Origin of the sequence: Sulfitobacter sp. UBA1132 (genome assembly GCF_002311545.1) — a bacterium.
In the GTDB taxonomy this organism is placed as follows: domain Bacteria; phylum Pseudomonadota; class Alphaproteobacteria; order Rhodobacterales; family Rhodobacteraceae; genus Sulfitobacter; species Sulfitobacter pontiacus.
In genome coordinates this window covers 24,306-41,049 of the sequence record NZ_DCAN01000016.1, presented here as the reverse complement: position 1 = coordinate 41,049, position 16,744 = coordinate 24,306, and the positions used below count along the sequence as shown (strand labels likewise).

The window sequence follows — 16,744 nt, the reverse complement described above, 5'->3', positions numbered from 1 at the left end:
GCGCCTTGCGCCCGCCATATCGGTTGGGCCATACCGGCGGCATGACACATACACCTGACATTCTCTGCATCGGTTCCGTGCTTTGGGACATTATCGGCCGTGGCGATACGGTCATGCGACAAGGCTCTGATATGCCCGGTCGCATCTCGCGTCTGCCCGGTGGCGTTGCGCTGAATATCGCGATGGCGCTGGCCCGCTTTGGGCTGTCCCCCGCCCTCATCAGCGCCGTCGGGCGTGACCCGGAAGGCGATGAACTGATCGCCGCGTGCAAGCTGCGCGGGCTGCATACGGATCATGTGTACCGCTCGGATGATCTGCCCACGGACCGCTATATGGCGGTCGAGGGCACCAACGGCCTGATCGCTGCCATTGCCGATGCTCATTCGCTCGAGGCTGCGGGCGACAAAATCTTGCGCCCGTTCGAAGACGGATCGCTGCCCACTCCCTACCGCGGGGCCGTGGCGCTGGATGGCAACCTGACGCTAGACCTGCTGTCGCAAATGGCCCGTAGCCCGCTGCTTGAGCATGCCGATCTGCGCGTCGCTCCTGCGTCGCCGGGCAAGGCGCAACGGCTCACACCGTTTTTGCAGGCGGAACGCGGCACGCTTTACGTCAACCTCGAAGAAGCGGGTCTGCTGTGTCAGGCGACATTCGACAATTCGCGCGATGCGGCCACGGCGCTGCTGTCGCGCGGTGCCGTTCGCGCGGTGGTGACCGATGGCGGCAATCCCGCGACGGTGGGTGCGCCAAGCGGTCTGATCACCCAGAACCCGCCGCCCGTCTCTGTCACCCGCGTCACCGGTGCCGGTGATACGTTCATGGCTGCCCATATCGCGGCTGAAATCAAAGGGGCGGCACCAGACGCGGCCCTGACCCAAGCGCTTAGTGCCGCTGCCCAATATGTTTCTGGAGAGACCAAAATATGATTCCCCTGCACCGCTCTGCCGAAGTCGCCAAAGCCCATGCGAATGGCACCCCCGTTGTTGCGCTGGAAAGCACGATCATCACCCACGGGATGCCCTATCCGCAAAACCTCGAGGTAGCGCGTCAGGTCGAGGCAGATGTGCGTGAGGCCGGTGCGATCCCCGCCACCATCGCTGTGATCGACGGACGGTTGCACATCGGGCTCGAGGACGAGGAGCTGACGGCATTGGCGCAGGCCAAGAATGTCGCCAAACTGTCTCGCGCCGATATGGCGGCCTGCATCGCCACGGGCGGCACCGGTGCCACAACGGTTGCCGCGACGATGATCGCCGCCCATCTGGCCGAGATCGCGGTTTTCGCCACCGGCGGTATCGGCGGCGTGCATAAGGGCGCAGAAGACAGCTTTGATATCTCTGCCGACCTGATGGAGCTTGCCCAAACGCCGGTGACCGTTGTCGCCGCGGGGGCCAAGGCCATTCTGGATGTGGCCAAAACGCTCGAGGTGCTGGAAACGCAAGGCGTGCCGGTGATCACCGTCGGCCAAGACAGCTTCCCCGCCTTCTGGAGCAGCACCTCCCCGCTGAAATCGCCCCTGCGCATGGATAACGCGACTGATATCGCCGCCGCCCATAAAATGCGCGGCCACATGGGTCTGCCCGGGGGGCAGCTGGTCGCCAACCCGATCCCGAAAGAGGATGAAATCGCCGCCGCTGATCTGGCACCCATCATCAAGGCCGCGCAAGCCGATGCCAATACCCACGGCATCAGCGGTAAGGCCGTGACCCCCTATCTATTGCAGCGCATCTTTGAACTGACCGAAGGCCGGTCGCTCAGCGCGAACATCGCATTGGTGCGCAACAACGCCCGTTTTGCGTCCAAAATTGCGGCTGCACTTATGTCAAAAGACGCATAAAGCTTAATTATTATGCGTCCTCCATTGTAGCAACGCGTGAAACGCCCTAGCTCTAACGCATTGCTGCAGTGGGATAACCTTCATTCATGAACACACCGTTTACGCCGCCCCTTCCTCCCGCACCGCGCCGGACTTTGCTCTCGCGGATCAGGGCTTCGTTCCTGACGGGGCTGGTGGTGATTGCGCCGGTCGGCCTCACGATCTGGCTGATCTGGAGCGTGATCGGCTGGATCGACGGGATCGTGCTGCCGATGGTGCCGCTGGCCTATCACCCCGACCGGCTGATCCAGACGTATTTCGGGTTGGACCCGTCTGCCCAGATCAACGTGCGCGGCATCGGTGTGATCATCTTCTTGCTGTTTACGGTCATCGTCGGTTGGCTGGCCAAGGGCATTATCGGGCGGTCGTTCATCCGTTTCGCCGAAAGTCTGGTAGAGCGTACACCTGTGGTGCGGACCATCTATTCCGGCATCAAGCAGATTTCGGAAACGATTTTCGCCCAGTCAGAGCGCAGCTTTGAAACCGCCTGCATGATTGAATACCCGCGTAAGGGTATGTGGGCGCTTGGTTTTATCTCTATCCCCGCAAAGGGAGAGGTCGCCGCAGCAGGGGGTGAAGGATCGAACCTTGTGGGGGTGTTTGTGCCAACCACGCCCAACCCGACCTCGGGCTTTTTGTTGTTCGTGCCGCAAAAGGATGTGACCGAGCTCGACATGTCGGTCGAGGACGCAGCCAAGCTGGTGATCTCTGCCGGGCTGGTCTATCCGCCAAAGAAACCGGTGCCTGTGGACCCATCCGCGACCCCGCGGCCCGACCGCATTTCCCCTAGCTGAACATCTTGCGCAGATCGACTGAACTGCGTTTGCCTATACTGTCGATATCGGTTTGCAGAAACCGCTCGGCCGAGGTGCGGCCCGCGGATTTAAGCGCAGTGATCACCGCCCCGTTCGGCACGCTTTTGGTAGCGGTGGACAGCTGCGACATCAGATCATCGTCAGCGACCATATGAATCCGCAACCGCTGCATCTGACCTTCCTCGACACGTCCCTGATCCAGCAGGTTCTGCACAAAGTGGATCGCACGAAGTTCGCGTAACAGGCTGGAATTAAAGCTGATTTCGTTCACTCGATTGTGGATCATCTGCGGCGTGGTGGGCAGTTCGTCCCGTTCAAGCGGGTTGATATTGATGATGACGATATCCCCCGGCAAGTCCGAGGAATACAGCGGGAAAAGCGCCGGATTGCCGGTATAGCCCCCGTCCCAGAACGCCTCGCGCCGGCCCGATTTCGGATCCTCCATCTCGATCGCCTGAAACAGCGTCGGCAGACAGGCAGAGGCGAGGATCGCATCCGGCGTGATCTCTTCTTTCTCGAAGACGCGGATCTTGCCGTCGCGCACTTTGGTCGCGCTGACAAACAGCCGTGGTCCCGCCGCCTCGCAGATATGTTCGTAATCAAACGTCTCGACAATATCGCGCAGCGGGTTGCGATAGAGCGGGCCGTAGACATAGGGCGACACGATCTGCGTCATCGCCGTGCTGAGCATGACCGGCCAGCTATAGGCCATCGCCTGACTAAGCGCACCGACGCCAAAGGGGGCCATCCAGCCGTTCAGATGCAGGTTACCGACACCGGCGACCTTATCCCACAGCCAATCCAGATTATCGCGCGCGGCCTGATGCCCGCCCTTGATCAGCCCCGCCTTCAATGCAGCGCCGTTCAGTGCGCCAGCCGATGTGCCGGAAATACCGCTGATCTCAAGCTCTGGCTCTTCCAGCAGCCGGTCAAGCACGCCCCAGGTGTAGGCCCCATGCGCGCCGCCGCCCTGTAGGGCAAGGTTGATCTGTTTTTTCTGCATCTAGACGCTCCGCCAATCGGCGCGCGCGAGGTATCCCCGCGCGCGGCGACGGGTGCTATATTACAGGGCGGTCCAGCCACCATCGACGCTGATCGTTGTACCGGTGATCTGGTCCCCCGCCTCGGAACATAGGAAGGTCGCGGTGCCGCCCAGTTGTTCGACCGTGGCGAACTCTTTCGACGGTTGGCGCTTGAGCATGACGTTCTTGATCACCTCTTCGCGCGACATGTCGTATTCTTTCATCGTGTCGGGGATCTGCTTTTCTACGATATCGGTCAGCACATAGCCCGGGCAGATGGCATTGCAGGTGATCGGGTCTTCGGCCGTTTCCAGGGCTGTGGTTTTGGACAGCCCGACGATCCCGTGCTTGGCCGCAATATAGGCGGATTTATAGGGCGAGGCTGTCAGCCCGTGCGCCGAAGCGACGTTGATCACGCGGCCCCAGCCCGCCTCGCGCATCATTGGCAGAGCCACCGCCGTGGTGTGAAACGCAGAGCTGAGGTTGATGGCGATGATCGCGTCCCATTTTTCGGTCGGGAAGCTGGGGATCGGCGCGACATGCTGGATGCCCGCGTTGTTCACCAGAATATCGCAGCGCCCTGCATCGGTGATCAGCTGGCGGCATTCTTCGGCTTTCGACATATCCGCCTTGATATAGCGCGCGGTCACGCTGGTTTCGGTGGCGATGTCTTTAGCAATAGCGTGGTCTTCGTCGCGGTCGGTAAAGGAGTTCAGCACGACATCCGCCCCCGCCCGCGCCAATGCCCAAGCGATGCCAAGCCCAATACCGGAATTGGACCCCGTGATGACTGCTGTTTTTCCTGAAAGATCGATGCTGTAAGCCATGAAAATCTCCTAGCGTTTCTGCAGGTGCATCATGGCGGGCTGCGAAACGAATGGAAACGGCTAATTCCGCACCCCGGCGGAATGCCCCTGCTGCCTAGACATATGCCGGAACACGGGCAAAAAAAAACGTCCGCACGAAGCGGACGTTAAGTTATTGAGGCAGGTTTCATACAGGCAAGAAACCTATCGAGCAGTGAGTTCGTTATACGCAATTCGCCGCCGTAATCCAAGCTTAAAGTTTGAACTGTAGCCGCCGCATCGCTAAGGAATACGCTAATAAAACAAGGGCAGAGCGGGATTGTTGCTAAAATGGCGTTTAAATTTTTCCAAAGCTGTCGGGCAGTTGCAGCTGTTTCTTCACTGATTCTTCTCAGTGGATTCGCCCGCGCCGAGCCCGCACATGGTATATCTATGTATGGGGCCCCTGCTCTCCCACCTGATTTTGTGTCGCTGCCCTATGCCAACCCTGAAGCGCCCCAAGGCGGCGCGATCGTTCTGGGCAACACCGGCGGGGTTGACAGCCTCAATCCCTTCGTGCGCAAGGGCACCTCTCCGTGGCAGTTGCCGTTCTTCACCCATGAAAGCCTGATGGGCCGTTCGTGGGATGAACCTTTCGCGCTTTACGGGCTTTTGGCCGAATCGATTGAGGTCCCGGAGGACCGGTCCTGGGTCGAATTCACCCTGCGACCCGAGGCGCGCTTCTCTGATGGCAGTCCGGTCACCCCCGAGGATGTGATCTTTAGCTACGAAATGCTCGGCACAAAGGGGCACCCGCGCTACCATGGGCTTTATGCCCAGATCGACAGCATCACCCTGACCGGTCCGCGCAGCGTCAAAATGGTGTTCAACACCGACAACCGAGAGCTGGCCCTGCTGGCAGGGATGCGTCCGATCCTGAGCAAGGCGCAATGGGAAGGCCGCGATTTCGCCAACGCCCCGCTGGCGGAGATACCGCTGGGCTCCGGCCCCTATGTGGTCAGCGATTATAAGGCGGGCAAACAGGTCATCCTGACGCGTAACCCTGACTACTGGGGCAAGGATGTGCCGTTTCGCAAAGGCACCCATAACATCGACGAGATAAAGCTCGACTTTTACGGCGACGCGAATGTGTTGTTCGAGGCGTTCAAGGCCGGAGAGATTTCCGCCCTGCGCGAATTCAACGCCGAAAGCTGGGCGACGCAATATGACTTCCCCGCCGTGCAGCGCGGTGACGTGGTCAAATCCACCTTCGCCCATAGCAAACCCTCGGGCATGACCGGATTGGTCATGAACACCCGCCGCGCGCCCTTTGACGACATCCGCGTGCGTGAGGCGCTGATCGCGGCCTTTAACTTTGAGTATATCAACGAGACGCTGACCGGCGGGGCGCAACCGCGCATTACCTCTTATTTCTCGAACTCTCCGCTGGCGATGCAAGACGGCCCCGCCACCGGCCGTGTGGCCGAGTTGTTGACTCCCTTTGCTGATGATCTGCCCGCCGGTGCGCTTGACGGCTATGCGCTGCCCGTGTCCGACGGATCCGCCCGCAACCGCGCGGGCATCCGCCGCGCCATGGGCGCGCTGGCCGACGCGGGTTTCAGCGCCGACGGCGGCACCATGCGGGGGCCTGACGGGCAGCCTTTGTCGTTCAGCATCCTGCTGTCCAAAGGCAGCAGCGAGAATATCGCCATTGCCGAGCTTTATATCCAGGCGCTGGCCCGTCTGGGCATCACCGCCCGCGTGGACGCTGTGGATGACGCGCAATTCGTCGCGCGTAACGCGGCCTTCGACTTTGACATGGCCATCTTCCGCCGCGCCCTCTCGCTGAGCCCGGGCAACGAACAACGCTATTACTGGGGGTCGGAGGCAGCCGATCAGGAAGGCAGCCGCAACCTGATGGGGGTGAAATCCCCTGCCATTGATGCGATGATCGATACGATGGTCGGGGCCAGCAGCGCCGAGAATTTCACCGCCGCCACGCGCGCGCTGGATCGCGTGCTGACCGCCGGGCGCTATGTCATCCCGTTCTGGCAGTTCACCGAAGACCGCATCGCGCATGTCGCAGCGTTGAAATACCCTGAACACGTGCCGCTGTATGGCGACGGGCCGAACTATATGCCCGAGGTCTGGTGGATTGAACCGGCCCAGTAAGCGACGCATATAGGTATCAGGCGGCGGTGCCTGTGGCGTAGCGGCCCTTCGGGGAGAGTTTATTTGGCAAAATGAAGCGCGGGCCCGTCGGTTAGGTGAGCGATGTGACCCAAAGGATCGTGGCGTCCTCATCGCTGGTAGAGACGACGTTATGCCCCATCGTCGCATCATAATAGGCGCTGTCCCCGCGGCGCATTTCGACGGGTTCGTAGAATTCGGTGTATAAGGTGATGACGCCGGTCAGCACGTAAAGGAACTCTTCCCCGTCGTGGCGCACCCAGCCGTCGAATTCATCCATCCGGCGGGCACGGATACGCGCGCGGTAGGGCAGCATCTGCTTTTTGCGCAGCGTATCGGCCAGCATTGTGTGCTCGTAGGTAGTCGTCGCCTTGGCCGCCCCCTCGCCCGATTTGGTGACCGCCATGCGCCCGTTGATCTGCCCCGCCGAGGGGGGCGTAAAGAGCTGTGGCACCGAGATTTCCAACCCCACGGCGAGCTTTTTCAGCGCCTCATAGGTGGGCGACATCTGGCCGTTCTCGATCTTGCTGAGCGTGGAGCGGGCCAGTCCGGCCTGATTGGCGGCTTGCTCCAGCGTCCAGTTGCGCGCCTTGCGCAGCTCGCGCACGCGCGCCCCCAGATCAACAGGCGGGGCGGTTTCCGTCTCGCCGCTTTCGCGGGCGATCTGGATCATGGATTTCGGGCCGTCTTGCGTCATGCGCTGGCTATAGCGTCGCGCCGGAGCGCTTGCAACGCTGCTGCGCGCGGGGTAGCGATTGGGCATGCTGTCCGTCTCTGCGTCCACCGGCTTTGCGCCTTGCCCCGCCCCGTTCAATCTTGCCGCCCATGTTCTGGGCCGCGCCGCCGCTTTGGGCGACAAGACGGCGCTTGCCATTGTCGGGCCCGATCGCGTTGAGGCGTGGCGTTTCGACCAGCTTGAGGCCGCCGTGCGCGGCACCGCGACGGGGTTGCTGGGCATGGGGCTGCGCCCGGGGGACATCGTGCTGATGCGCCTTGGCAATACTGTGGATTTCCCGCTGGCCTATCTGGGCGCGCTGGCCGCAGGCTTGGTGCCTGTCCCCACCGCCGCCGCACTGACAGAGCCGGAGGTTGCCGCGATCATCGCCACCCTCGCGCCCAAGGCGGTCTTGCGCGATCCCGCCGTGCCCTGTCCGCCGAATGACACCACCGTTGATCTGGCCCAGCTCAGGTCCATGCGCGATTTGCCCGCGGCCCCCTGGCATATGGGAGACCCCGACCGGCTGGGCTATATCATCTATACCTCTGGCACGTCGGGCCGGCCGAGTGCGGTGATGCACGCACATCGCGCCATCTGGGCGCGGCAGATGATGGTGCGCGGATGGTATGATCTGAAGCCCGAGGATCGGGTCATGCATGCAGGCGCGTTCAATTGGACCTATACGCTGGGGACCGGCCTGATGGACCCTTGGACCGCCGGTGCCACCGCCTTGATCCCGGCTGCGGGCGTGGTGCCTGCGGATTTACCTGCCTTGATGGCGCGGCATGAGGCGAGTCTTTTTGCAGCCGCACCGGGGGTGTACCGTCAGATCCTGAAACACCACGACCGGATCAACGTACCAAGCCTGCGCCACGGGTTGAGCGCGGGGGAGAAGCTTCCCTCGGCCGTTGCCCGGGCATGGGAAGCTGCCAGCGGCACGCCGATCTTCGAGGCCTACGGTATGTCGGAGTGTTCGACCTTTCTCTCCGCCTCTCCCGACCGGCCGGCGCGGGCCGGCACATTGGGCCAGCCTCAGGACGGGCGGCGCATCGCGTTGATCGGGACGGAAGGCCCGGTAGAGATCGGCCAAGAGGGCACCATCGCGATCCACAAGAGCGACCCGGGGCTGATGCTTGGCTATCTTGGCGCGCCGGATCAAACGGCCCAGAAATATCAGGGGGACTGGTTCCTGACCGGCGACCAAGGCGTCATGGGCACCGATGGGCAGATCACCTATCTGGGGCGCAATGACGATATGATGAACGCGGGTGGGGTCCGTGTCTCGCCGATCGAGGTGGAACAAACCCTCGCCAAATTCCCCGGCATCCATGCTGTCGGTGCGGCGGAGGTCGAGGTTAAACCCGACGTGACCGTGATCGCGGCCTTCTATACCGCCGACAGCCCGCTGGACGAGGCCGCGCTGGCGCTTTATGCACAAGACAACATGGCGCGCTACAAGCAGCCGCGCCTTTTCATCCACCTGCCAGAGCTGCCGATGGGCGCGAATGGCAAACTGCTGCGCCGGTCCTTGCGTGCAGCCTATGAGGCACAACGATGACCCAGACGATCAAGCTTGATATCATGTCCGACCCGATTTGCCCTTGGTGCTATATCGGCAAGGCCCATCTGGACCGCGCACTGGAAAGCGAGCCGGACCACCCTTTCGCGATCGAATGGCACCCGTTCCAGCTTAACCCCGACATGCCTGCCGAAGGGATGGACCGCCGTGCCTATCTGGAAGGCAAATTCGGCGGCAAGGAAGGTGCAGTGCGGGCCTATGCCCCTGTGGTGGAACATGCCGAGAAAGCCGGTCTCAAGATCAACTTCGAGGCGATGCAGCGCACCCCCAACACGCTGAACGCCCATCGGTTGATCCACTGGGCCGGGATCGAAGGGCGCCAAACCGCTGCGGTATCGGCGTTGTTCAAAGCCTATTTTGTTGATGCGCGCGATATTGGCGATGCCGAGGTGCTCGCCGATATCGCCGACGGGATCGAGATGGATGCATCTGTCGTGACGCGTCTATTGGCGACAGATGAGGATATGGAAGACATCCGCAAACGCGATGCGCACAGCCGCGAGATGGGCATCAACTCCGTCCCGACCTTTATCGTGGGCGGGCGTCACGCGGTGCCGGGCGCGCAGCCGCCCGAGCTTTGGAAAAAAGTTCTGGCCGAGCTGCGCAACGAAGGCTGAGGCCACGCGCCCGCACTGGCGATATGGGGCAGAAAGGCTTTGCCTTTGTGCTGAAACCCGCCTAGAATCAAACGGATAAAGGGGCAAAGACCCCTATCCAGATCGAGCGGGCAGCATGAAATACGATATCCCCTTTCCCTTTATGGGACGCGGGCGGGCGACGGTGGTGACACCGGCAGCGCGCCCGTCCAGCTTCACACCCTCCACGCCAATGACGCGGACGATCCTGACCTATGGCGGGTTCGACGGTTTCCACACCGGTCACGCCGTCTGGCTACGGCAGTTGGCCCGTATGGGCAGCGATCTGGTCGTCGGATGCCAGAGCGAACAGTTCTGTCAACGTGCGGGGCGTCCGGCGCATCTCGCCTTTGCCGCCCGCCGTGCGGTGCTGGAGCGGTGCCGCTATGTCTCGCGGGTCATTCCGCTTGAGACATGGGATCAGGTGCGCAGCGATATCGTGAATTACAACGTCTCGGTATTGGCCCTGCCCGCGCATCTTCCCCTGCCGGTGTCGGGACTGGACGAGATCGTTCAGGTACTGCGTTTGCCGGTGACCGCCCGCGAGACAGAGCCGCGCCACCGCGCCCAAGCCAGCTGACGGCGCGACGCCGATTGCACTATCTGTAAGGCAGCCTTATGAACACCATAGGCTGCGCCCTGCGGCCCACCGTCACGATGGAGCCGATGGATGACCGACGACCGCCCCCACATCAACATGAGCCGCCCCGAGTTCGTGGCGCTGATTGCGATGATGTTTGCAATCATTGCTTTCTCGACCGATGCAATGCTGCCTGCCCTGCCAGAGATCGGCGCAGAGCTGTCGCCTTTGGATATGACCAAAGTCCCGCTGATTGTGACCGCCTTTATTCTGGGGATGGGGATGGGCACTTTTGTCACCGGCCCGCTGTCGGATGCTTTCGGGCGCAAGAATATCATCTACCTCGGGTCTGCGATCTATATCTCGGGGGCTGTGGTGGCGTGGCTAAGCCAATCGCTTGAGGTGATGCTGATCGCGCGGGTCGTGCAGGGCGTGGGGGCTGCGGGCCCTCGGGTTGTGGCGCTTGCGGTGATCCGCGACCTTTATTCGGGCCGGCAGATGGCCAAGATCATGTCTTTCGTGATGATGATATTTGTCGTGGTTCCCGCCTTTGCCCCTGCAATGGGGGCTGTGATCATCGCCCTGTCCGATTGGCGTGGCGTATTCTTGTCATTCATCGTTTTCTCGGCAACCTGTGTGGTCTGGGCCATGCTCCGCCTGCCCGAAACCCTGCCCAAGCCCAAGCGTCGACCTTTACAGATCGGCCTGCTGTGGAACGCGGTGAAAGAGATATTCAGCAACCCGATGGTGTGTCTGTCGATCACGGTGCAGACGCTGGTGATGGGGTTCTTGTTCTCGACGCTGATGCTGGTGCAACCCATTTACGACCAAGTCTATGACCGCGCCGAGAGCTTCCCCTTCTGGTTTGGCGTCGCGGCGCTGATCTCGGGGACGTCGAGCCTGCTGAACGCGCTGCTGGTCGTCCGGCTGGGGATGCAGCGCATCGTGATCCTTGCGCTTGGCCTGCAGATCGTATTGTCGGGCCTGATGCTGGGCCTTGGTCTGGGCGATCTGCCCGAGCCCTATGGCTTTGTCTTTTTCCTGATGTGGCAGGCGTCGCTGTTCTTTCAGGTGGGGCTGGTGATGGGCAATCTCAACGCGCTGGCGATGGAGCCTTTGGGCCATATCGCCGGCATGGCGGCGTCGGTCATCGGGGCGGTGTCGACGGTGATGGCGGCCATGCTCGCCTCGCCCATCGGGTTGATGTTCAACGGCACGATCACCCCGCTGATCGGCGCGGTACTGACGCTGGCGACACTCGCCTTTGCGCTGATGCTGCTTCTGGCGCGGGTCAACCGGCAGGCGGCAGCAGACCCCGCGGAATAGGGCTGAGCGACCACGTGGTGGCTGGTGGTGCCGGTTTCGCCCTTCGGGCGAGGATTTAGAGCCATTTGGAAGCGCGGACCAAGGCGCTTTAGAGAGAGGTAACAAAAAGGGCACCGCTGATGGCGGTGCCCCTTTTGATAGTGTGTCGGTACCTGCGCGCTTATGCGGCGCGCTGTCCGGCTGGCTTGCGACGACGCCGCGCGGCACCGGCGGGGTTGCCCGCACCGCCGCCATTGCCACCGCCCCCGTTGCCGCCACCGCCACCGGGGCGACCACCGCGACCACGACCGCGTCCCCCGCGACCCTTTGGCTTGGCGGGTTCGTCAATCGCTTCCCACGGACGGCCGGAGGCCACGGGGATCGAGATTTTCATCGTCTTCTGGATATCTTTCAGCTCGCCCATTTCATCCGGTGCGCAGAAAGCGATCGCCGCCCCGTCTTTGCCCGCGCGCGCGGTCCGGCCGATACGATGGACATAATTGTCGGGCACATTGGGCAGCTCGTAGTTGTAGACGTGCTTCACGTCGGGAATATCCAGACCGCGGGCGGCGACATCCGTTGCTACAAGCACGGTGACCTCGCCTTTCTTGAAGGATTCGATGGCGCGGTCCCGCTGACCCTGGCTTTTGTTGCCATGGATAGAGGCGGCTTTGAAACCGGCTTTGACCAGATCTTTCATCAGCTTTTCACAGCCGTGTTTGGTCCGCCCGAACACCAGGGCGCGTTCCTCGGTGTGTTTGCCAAGCAGTTCGATCAGCAGGGATTTCTTTTCCGCCTTGGCGATGAAATGCACCTCTTGGGTGATCTTGTCCGCCGCCTTGCCCGGAGGCGAGACTTCGATGCGGATCGGGCTGTTGAGGTAGCTGTTGGCGATCTCGTTCATCAGTTTCGGCATGGTTGCCGAAAAGAGCATCGTCTGACGCTCTTTCGGCAGCACCGCCGCGATCTTGCGCAGATCGTGGATGAAGCCCATGTCGAGCATCTGATCCGCTTCATCCAGCACAAGGAAAGTGGTCTTGTGCAGCAGCACCGCGCGGCGGTCCATCAGGTCCAGCAAGCGCCCGGGTGTGGCCACCAGCAGGTCGACGCCGCGCTCCATCCGTTTGATCTGCGGGTTGATCGACTGGCCGCCGACAATCATCATGGTTTTCAGCTGGGTGCCTTCGCAGAAGCCCTTGAGGTTCTCCATGATCTGGTTGGCCAGCTCGCGGGTCGGGGCCAGCACCAGCCCGCGCACGGTGCGCGGCTCGGGGCGGGCTTCGCGTTCCAGCATCTGGGCCACCAGCGGGATACCGAAGGCGGCGGTTTTGCCGGTGCCGGTCTGTGCCAGCCCCATTACGTCGCGGCCATTCATCCCGTGGGGGATCGCCTGTTTCTGGATCGGGGTCGGATCGGTCATACCCATGTTGGTCAAGGCTTTGACCAGACGGCGCGGCAGGCCCATCATTTCAAAATCGCTCATCGTTTTGTCGTCTTTCCGCGGGATGCGGGGGCAAAGCCCCTTCCCGCCATAGCAATCACGCGGGCCCTGTCGATGCAGGGAAACCGCGAGGGACGCAAAGCAGATCGCAGGGGGCAGCCTAGTGCCAACACCCTGTCTGTTGCGCTTGGCCCCACGCGTGATTTTGGGAACATCGGCGGCCTTTTGTTCAGCTCTCATAAGACGCGACGATTTTAGGTCGACAGGTCAAGGGCTGGTCTGCTCACGCGGCAGAAGGCATCGCTTGCGCCCCAGATGGGCTGTTTGGGCGGCAAAGTCAACGGTGCTGTGAAAGATAGCCTAGCGCGGGGTGCTGCGGGCCAGCATCAGGGGCAGCACAGCGCTGAGGATGAACAGACGCATCATGTGGCAGGCGGCGACGAAACCCGGGCTGATCCCCAGCACGCTGCCCATGGCGATCATGGTCTCGAACCCACCGGGCGCAAAGGCCACGAGGATATGCGCCAGCGGCATGCCAAGCGCCATAGCGACCGGGATCGCCCCCAGCAGGGCCAGCCCCACGGCAAGGCAGGTCACAGCCAGCCCTGCGGCAAGGCCCTTGGTCAGATCGTCAAGCCGCACGCCGGAGAACCGCGTGCCGATCAGGGCGCCGAGCACCACATAGGCGGGCATCACCAGCCACAGGGGCAGCACACCGGGGGCGAGCCCTGTCACATGCGCAAGCGATGACACCAGCATCGGCCCGATCAACATCGGCGCAGGCACCCGGATGCGCCCCAGCAGCACCCCTGCCCCGACGGAGAGCACCGCCATCACCAGCAATGTCACGCCGCCCATAACAGGGCCGTCGGGCACGATGGACCCGCCCAGATCAACCCCCATCGCCAGCGCGACAAAGGGCACCACCAGCGTCAGCGACAACAGCCGCACCGACTGCGTGGTCGAGATACGCACCACATTATCCCCGCCATCGGCCGCCATCGCCAGCACAAAGCTGAGGTGTCCGGGCGCCGAAGCCAGCAGTGCTGCACGACGGTCAAAGCCAAAGAACCGCGCCAGCAGCCAGCGGCTGAGCACCAGCATCGCCCAGACCAGCACGGCCATCCCTACAAAAGCCAGCGGCCAGCGCATCATGGCATCGACCGCATTTTGGTCAAACCCTGCCCCCACCGACAGGCCAATGACGACAAAGCAGATGTTGCGCAGCGGCAGCGACACCCCCATGCGCGCGCCCGCCAGACCGGCCAGCGACACCAGCACCGCAGGCCCCAGCAGCATGTAAATCGGCGCGTTCAGCAGCCAGCCGATACCGGCCCCCACCGCGCCGATACAGACGGTGAAAACGGTCGTAAGCGTATCAGTCGGGGGGCGCGGCCATTTCATACGCTTGTGCTAGCAGTTGGTCCCTTCCGCCACCAGCCCCGTCACGCGATGCGCCGCGAGGCTTGCACATCCCCCGACAAAGGGACATGCATCCACTGACGGAATTTTAGAACGATTGTATGAAGGAATAGGATATGGACAATCTGCGCGGCGCTTTGATCATGGTGCTGTCGATGTTGGGCTTTGCCATTGAGGACATGTTCATCAAGCTGATCGGGACGGATATCCCGATCGGGCAGATTATCTTTATGCTCGGGACCGGTGGCGCGCTTTGCTATGGTGCGATGGTGGTGATGAAGGGCGAACCCTTGATGGATCGCGCGATGCTGACCCGCCCGATCCTGCTGCGCGCCTTGGGCGAGATTGTCGGCACCTTGGGGTTCGTATCGGCCATTGTGCTGACACCGATTTCTTCTGCCTCGGCCATTTTGCAGGCGACACCGCTGGTGGTGACCCTAGGCGCGGCGCTGTTTCTGGGCGATCCCGTCGGCTGGCGCCGGTGGAGCGCTATTTTGGTTGGTATGCTGGGCGTCTTGCTGGTGATCCGCCCCGGGATGGACAGCTTTCAGGCGCTGTCCTTGCTGGCGGTGCTTGGGGTGCTGGGGCTGTCCTTGCGCGATCTGGCGACGCGGCGGGTGCCGAAATCGACCTCTACGTTCCAACTGTCGTTCCTTGCGTTTCTGGCGTTGGTCCCTGCAAGCCTGCTTTTCATGCTGGGCACGGGCACGGCTTTTGCGCCGATGTCGGGGGTGCAATGGCTGTTCATGGGGGCCGCGCTGACAACCGGCATGGTCGCCTATTACGGCATCGTCGCGGCCATGCGTATCGGCGAAATCAGCTTTGTCACACCGTTCCGCTATGCGCGCCTGCTGTTCGCGATGGTTGTGGGCATCACGATCTTTGGCGAACGCCCCGATCTGCTGACCTATGTTGGCGCAACCATCATTGTTGCCTCGGGCATCTATACGGTATGGCGTGAGCGAAAGGTCAAAGAACAGGCCTGAACACTTTCCATCCTCCCCCCGGCGCGCTAAACCGCTGCGCAATTGTCATCTGCAAAAGGATAGCCCCTTATGAGCACGATCATCGACATCCACGCCCGCGAAATCATTGACAGCCGGGGCAACCCCACGGTCGAAGTCGATGTGACGCTTGAAGACGGCACAATGGGCCGCGCGGCCGTTCCCTCTGGCGCATCCACCGGTGCCTATGAGGCGGTAGAGCGTCGCGATGGCGACCAAAAGCGCTATATGGGCAAGGGCGTTCTGGAAGCCTGCGCCTCCGTCAATGGCGAGATCGCGGATGCGCTGGTCGGCATCGACGCGACAGAACAGGTCGAGATTGACGGCACGATGATCGAGCTGGACGGCACCGACAACAAGTCGCGTCTGGGGGCAAACGCCATTCTGGGCGTATCGCTGGCGACGGCCAAGGCCGCCGCTGACTATTGCTCGCAGCCGCTCTACCGCTATGTGGGCGGCACCTCTGCGCGCATGCTCCCCGTGCCGATGATGAACATCATCAACGGGGGCGAGCACGCGGATAACCCGATCGACATTCAGGAATTCATGATCATGCCCGTCGCGGCAGAGAATATCCGCGACGCGGTGCGCATGGGCTCCGAGGTGTTCCACACGCTGAAGAAAGAGCTTTCGGCCGCAGGTCTGTCCACCGGTATCGGCGACGAAGGCGGCTTCGCACCCAACATCAGCTCCACCCGAGATGCACTTGATTTCATTCTGAAATCCATCGAAAAAGCAGGCTACAAACCGGGCGAGGAAATCTACCTCGCACTGGATTGCGCGGCAACGGAATACTTCAAGGACGGCAGCTATGTCCTTTCTGGAGAAGGGAAAACCCTGACCAGCGCCGAGAATGTGGATTATCTGGCGGCCCTATGCGCCGACTACCCCATCATCTCTATCGAAGACGGCATGTCCGAAGACGATTGGGATGGCTGGAAGCTGCTGACCGACCGTTTGGGCGACAAGATCCAGCTGGTGGGCGACGATCTGTTCGTGACCAACCCCGAACGTCTGGCCGAAGGCATCAAACGGGGCTCTGCCAACTCCATGCTGGTGAAGGTCAACCAGATCGGCACCCTGTCCGAGACGCTGCAAGCGGTCGACATGGCGCATCGTGCGGGCTTTACCAACGTGATGTCCCACCGCTCGGGCGAGACCGAGGACGCGACGATTGCGGATCTTGCTGTTGCGACGAACTGCGGTCAGATCAAGACGGGCTCGCTCGCGCGGTCCGACCGGTTGGCGAAATACAACCAGCTGATCCGCATCGAGGAATCGCTTGGTGTGACAGCGGAATACGCCGGTCGTTCGATCCTGAAAGGTTGATTACGGGGGGCAGTTCGCCCCGCCCGAAGATACGAAAGCGCGC

Annotated in this window: 15 protein-coding genes; 10 read left to right on the top strand and 5 right to left on the bottom strand. The window is 61.9% G+C overall.

The annotated features are described in order from the left end of the window. Positions 1–41 precede the first annotated feature (41 nt). From B4F27_RS12240 to B4F27_RS12230, 3 genes are all read left to right on the top strand, one after another. Positions 42–926, top strand: coding sequence for a PfkB family carbohydrate kinase (locus B4F27_RS12240; protein ID WP_037944378.1), 885 nt, complete (start codon positions 42–44; stop codon positions 924–926). Beyond that, positions 923–1,837: a pseudouridine-5'-phosphate glycosidase gene (locus B4F27_RS12235; RefSeq protein ID WP_286759802.1), complete on the top strand. Its 915-nt coding sequence runs from the start codon at positions 923–925 to the stop codon at positions 1,835–1,837. The genes B4F27_RS12240 and B4F27_RS12235 overlap by 4 nt, the downstream gene beginning before the upstream one ends. A gap of 86 nt (positions 1,838–1,923) precedes the next feature. After that, positions 1,924–2,670: a DUF502 domain-containing protein gene (locus B4F27_RS12230; RefSeq protein WP_074634838.1), complete on the top strand. Its 747-nt coding sequence runs from the start codon at positions 1,924–1,926 to the stop codon at positions 2,668–2,670. Here the strand turns inward: B4F27_RS12230 and B4F27_RS12225 are convergent. Continuing rightward, positions 2,663–3,694 (bottom strand): patatin-like phospholipase family protein, encoded by a 1,032-nt coding sequence (locus tag B4F27_RS12225; RefSeq protein WP_286759801.1) that lies wholly within the window; start codon positions 3,692–3,694, stop codon positions 2,663–2,665. The genes B4F27_RS12230 and B4F27_RS12225 overlap by 8 nt on opposite strands. A gap of 60 nt (positions 3,695–3,754) precedes the next feature. Continuing rightward, positions 3,755–4,528, bottom strand: coding sequence for a 3-hydroxybutyrate dehydrogenase (locus B4F27_RS12220; RefSeq protein WP_340246502.1), 774 nt, complete (start codon positions 4,526–4,528; stop codon positions 3,755–3,757). Positions 4,529–4,951: 423 nt separating this feature from the next. Between B4F27_RS12220 and B4F27_RS12215 the strand changes: the two genes are divergently transcribed. Further along, positions 4,952–6,670: an extracellular solute-binding protein gene (locus B4F27_RS12215; protein ID WP_349676285.1), complete on the top strand. Its 1,719-nt coding sequence runs from the start codon at positions 4,952–4,954 to the stop codon at positions 6,668–6,670. 91 nt (positions 6,671–6,761) lie between these two features. Here the strand turns inward: B4F27_RS12215 and B4F27_RS12210 are convergent, their stop codons facing one another. Beyond that, complete coding sequence (locus B4F27_RS12210) at positions 6,762–7,385, bottom strand: helix-turn-helix domain-containing protein (protein ID WP_039912303.1); 624 nt, start codon at positions 7,383–7,385, stop codon at positions 6,762–6,764. Positions 7,386–7,449: 64 nt separating this feature from the next. On the opposite strand from B4F27_RS12210, the gene B4F27_RS12205 reads away from it, so the two are divergent. The 4 genes from B4F27_RS12205 to B4F27_RS12190 all read left to right on the top strand — a co-directional run bounded on the left by B4F27_RS12205 (position 7,450) and on the right by B4F27_RS12190 (position 11,526). Further along, on the top strand, positions 7,450–8,964 hold the full coding sequence (locus B4F27_RS12205; protein ID WP_286759798.1) for a class I adenylate-forming enzyme family protein: 1,515 nt from the start codon (positions 7,450–7,452) through the stop codon (positions 8,962–8,964). Further along, positions 8,961–9,602, top strand: a complete 642-nt coding sequence (locus B4F27_RS12200; protein ID WP_009824740.1) for a DsbA family oxidoreductase — start codon at positions 8,961–8,963, stop codon at positions 9,600–9,602. The genes B4F27_RS12205 and B4F27_RS12200 overlap by 4 nt, the downstream gene beginning before the upstream one ends. A 115-nt stretch (positions 9,603–9,717) precedes the next feature. Then, positions 9,718–10,200: an adenylyltransferase/cytidyltransferase family protein gene (locus tag B4F27_RS12195; protein ID WP_286759797.1), complete on the top strand. Its 483-nt coding sequence runs from the start codon at positions 9,718–9,720 to the stop codon at positions 10,198–10,200. A 90-nt stretch (positions 10,201–10,290) separates the two neighbouring features. Then, a complete protein-coding gene (locus B4F27_RS12190; protein WP_286759796.1) occupies positions 10,291–11,526 on the top strand; it encodes a multidrug effflux MFS transporter in 1,236 nt (411 codons plus the stop codon). A gap of 160 nt (positions 11,527–11,686) precedes the next feature. Here the strand turns inward: B4F27_RS12190 and B4F27_RS12185 are convergent, their stop codons facing one another. Together B4F27_RS12185 and B4F27_RS12180 are read right to left on the bottom strand one after the other, a co-directional pair. Continuing rightward, positions 11,687–12,988 carry a DEAD/DEAH box helicase gene (locus tag B4F27_RS12185; protein ID WP_286759795.1) on the bottom strand — a complete coding sequence of 434 codons (1,302 nt, stop codon included), beginning with the start codon at positions 12,986–12,988 and terminating at the stop codon, positions 11,687–11,689. Positions 12,989–13,306: 318 nt separating this feature from the next. Then, positions 13,307–14,350 carry an AbrB family transcriptional regulator gene (locus B4F27_RS12180; RefSeq protein ID WP_286759794.1) on the bottom strand — a complete coding sequence of 348 codons (1,044 nt, stop codon included), beginning with the start codon at positions 14,348–14,350 and terminating at the stop codon, positions 13,307–13,309. A gap of 134 nt (positions 14,351–14,484) precedes the next feature. On the opposite strand from B4F27_RS12180, the gene B4F27_RS12175 reads away from it, so the two are divergent. Together B4F27_RS12175 and eno are read left to right on the top strand one after the other, a co-directional pair. Then, on the top strand, positions 14,485–15,354 hold the full coding sequence (locus tag B4F27_RS12175) for a DMT family transporter (RefSeq protein ID WP_037944386.1): 870 nt from the start codon (positions 14,485–14,487) through the stop codon (positions 15,352–15,354). Between the two features lie 69 nt (positions 15,355–15,423). Continuing rightward, positions 15,424–16,701: a phosphopyruvate hydratase gene (gene eno / locus B4F27_RS12170; protein WP_009824746.1), complete on the top strand. Its 1,278-nt coding sequence runs from the start codon at positions 15,424–15,426 to the stop codon at positions 16,699–16,701. Positions 16,702–16,744: the final 43 nt, after the last annotated feature.

Excerpts from the sequence above, each read along its gene's own strand:
- B4F27_RS12240 (WP_037944378.1), top strand. The coding sequence starts at position 42 with ATGACACATACACCTGACATTCTCTGCATCGGTTCCGTGCTTTGGGAC.
- B4F27_RS12235 (WP_286759802.1), top strand. The coding sequence starts at position 923 with ATGATTCCCCTGCACCGCTCTGCCGAAGTCGCCAAAGCCCATGCGAAT.
- B4F27_RS12230 (WP_074634838.1), top strand. The coding sequence starts at position 1,924 with ATGAACACACCGTTTACGCCGCCCCTTCCTCCCGCACCGCGCCGGACT.
- B4F27_RS12225 (WP_286759801.1), bottom strand. The coding sequence starts at position 3,694 with ATGCAGAAAAAACAGATCAACCTTGCCCTACAGGGCGGCGGCGCGCAT.
- B4F27_RS12215 (WP_349676285.1), top strand. The coding sequence starts at position 4,952 with ATGTATGGGGCCCCTGCTCTCCCACCTGATTTTGTGTCGCTGCCCTAT.
- B4F27_RS12210 (WP_039912303.1), bottom strand. The coding sequence starts at position 7,385 with ATGACGCAAGACGGCCCGAAATCCATGATCCAGATCGCCCGCGAAAGC.
- B4F27_RS12205 (WP_286759798.1), top strand. The coding sequence starts at position 7,450 with ATGCTGTCCGTCTCTGCGTCCACCGGCTTTGCGCCTTGCCCCGCCCCG.
- B4F27_RS12200 (WP_009824740.1), top strand. The coding sequence starts at position 8,961 with ATGACCCAGACGATCAAGCTTGATATCATGTCCGACCCGATTTGCCCT.
- B4F27_RS12195 (WP_286759797.1), top strand. The coding sequence starts at position 9,718 with ATGAAATACGATATCCCCTTTCCCTTTATGGGACGCGGGCGGGCGACG.
- B4F27_RS12190 (WP_286759796.1), top strand. The coding sequence starts at position 10,291 with ATGACCGACGACCGCCCCCACATCAACATGAGCCGCCCCGAGTTCGTG.
- B4F27_RS12185 (WP_286759795.1), bottom strand. The coding sequence starts at position 12,988 with ATGAGCGATTTTGAAATGATGGGCCTGCCGCGCCGTCTGGTCAAAGCC.
- B4F27_RS12180 (WP_286759794.1), bottom strand. The coding sequence starts at position 14,350 with ATGAAATGGCCGCGCCCCCCGACTGATACGCTTACGACCGTTTTCACC.
- B4F27_RS12175 (WP_037944386.1), top strand. The coding sequence starts at position 14,485 with ATGGACAATCTGCGCGGCGCTTTGATCATGGTGCTGTCGATGTTGGGC.
- eno (WP_009824746.1), top strand. The coding sequence starts at position 15,424 with ATGAGCACGATCATCGACATCCACGCCCGCGAAATCATTGACAGCCGG.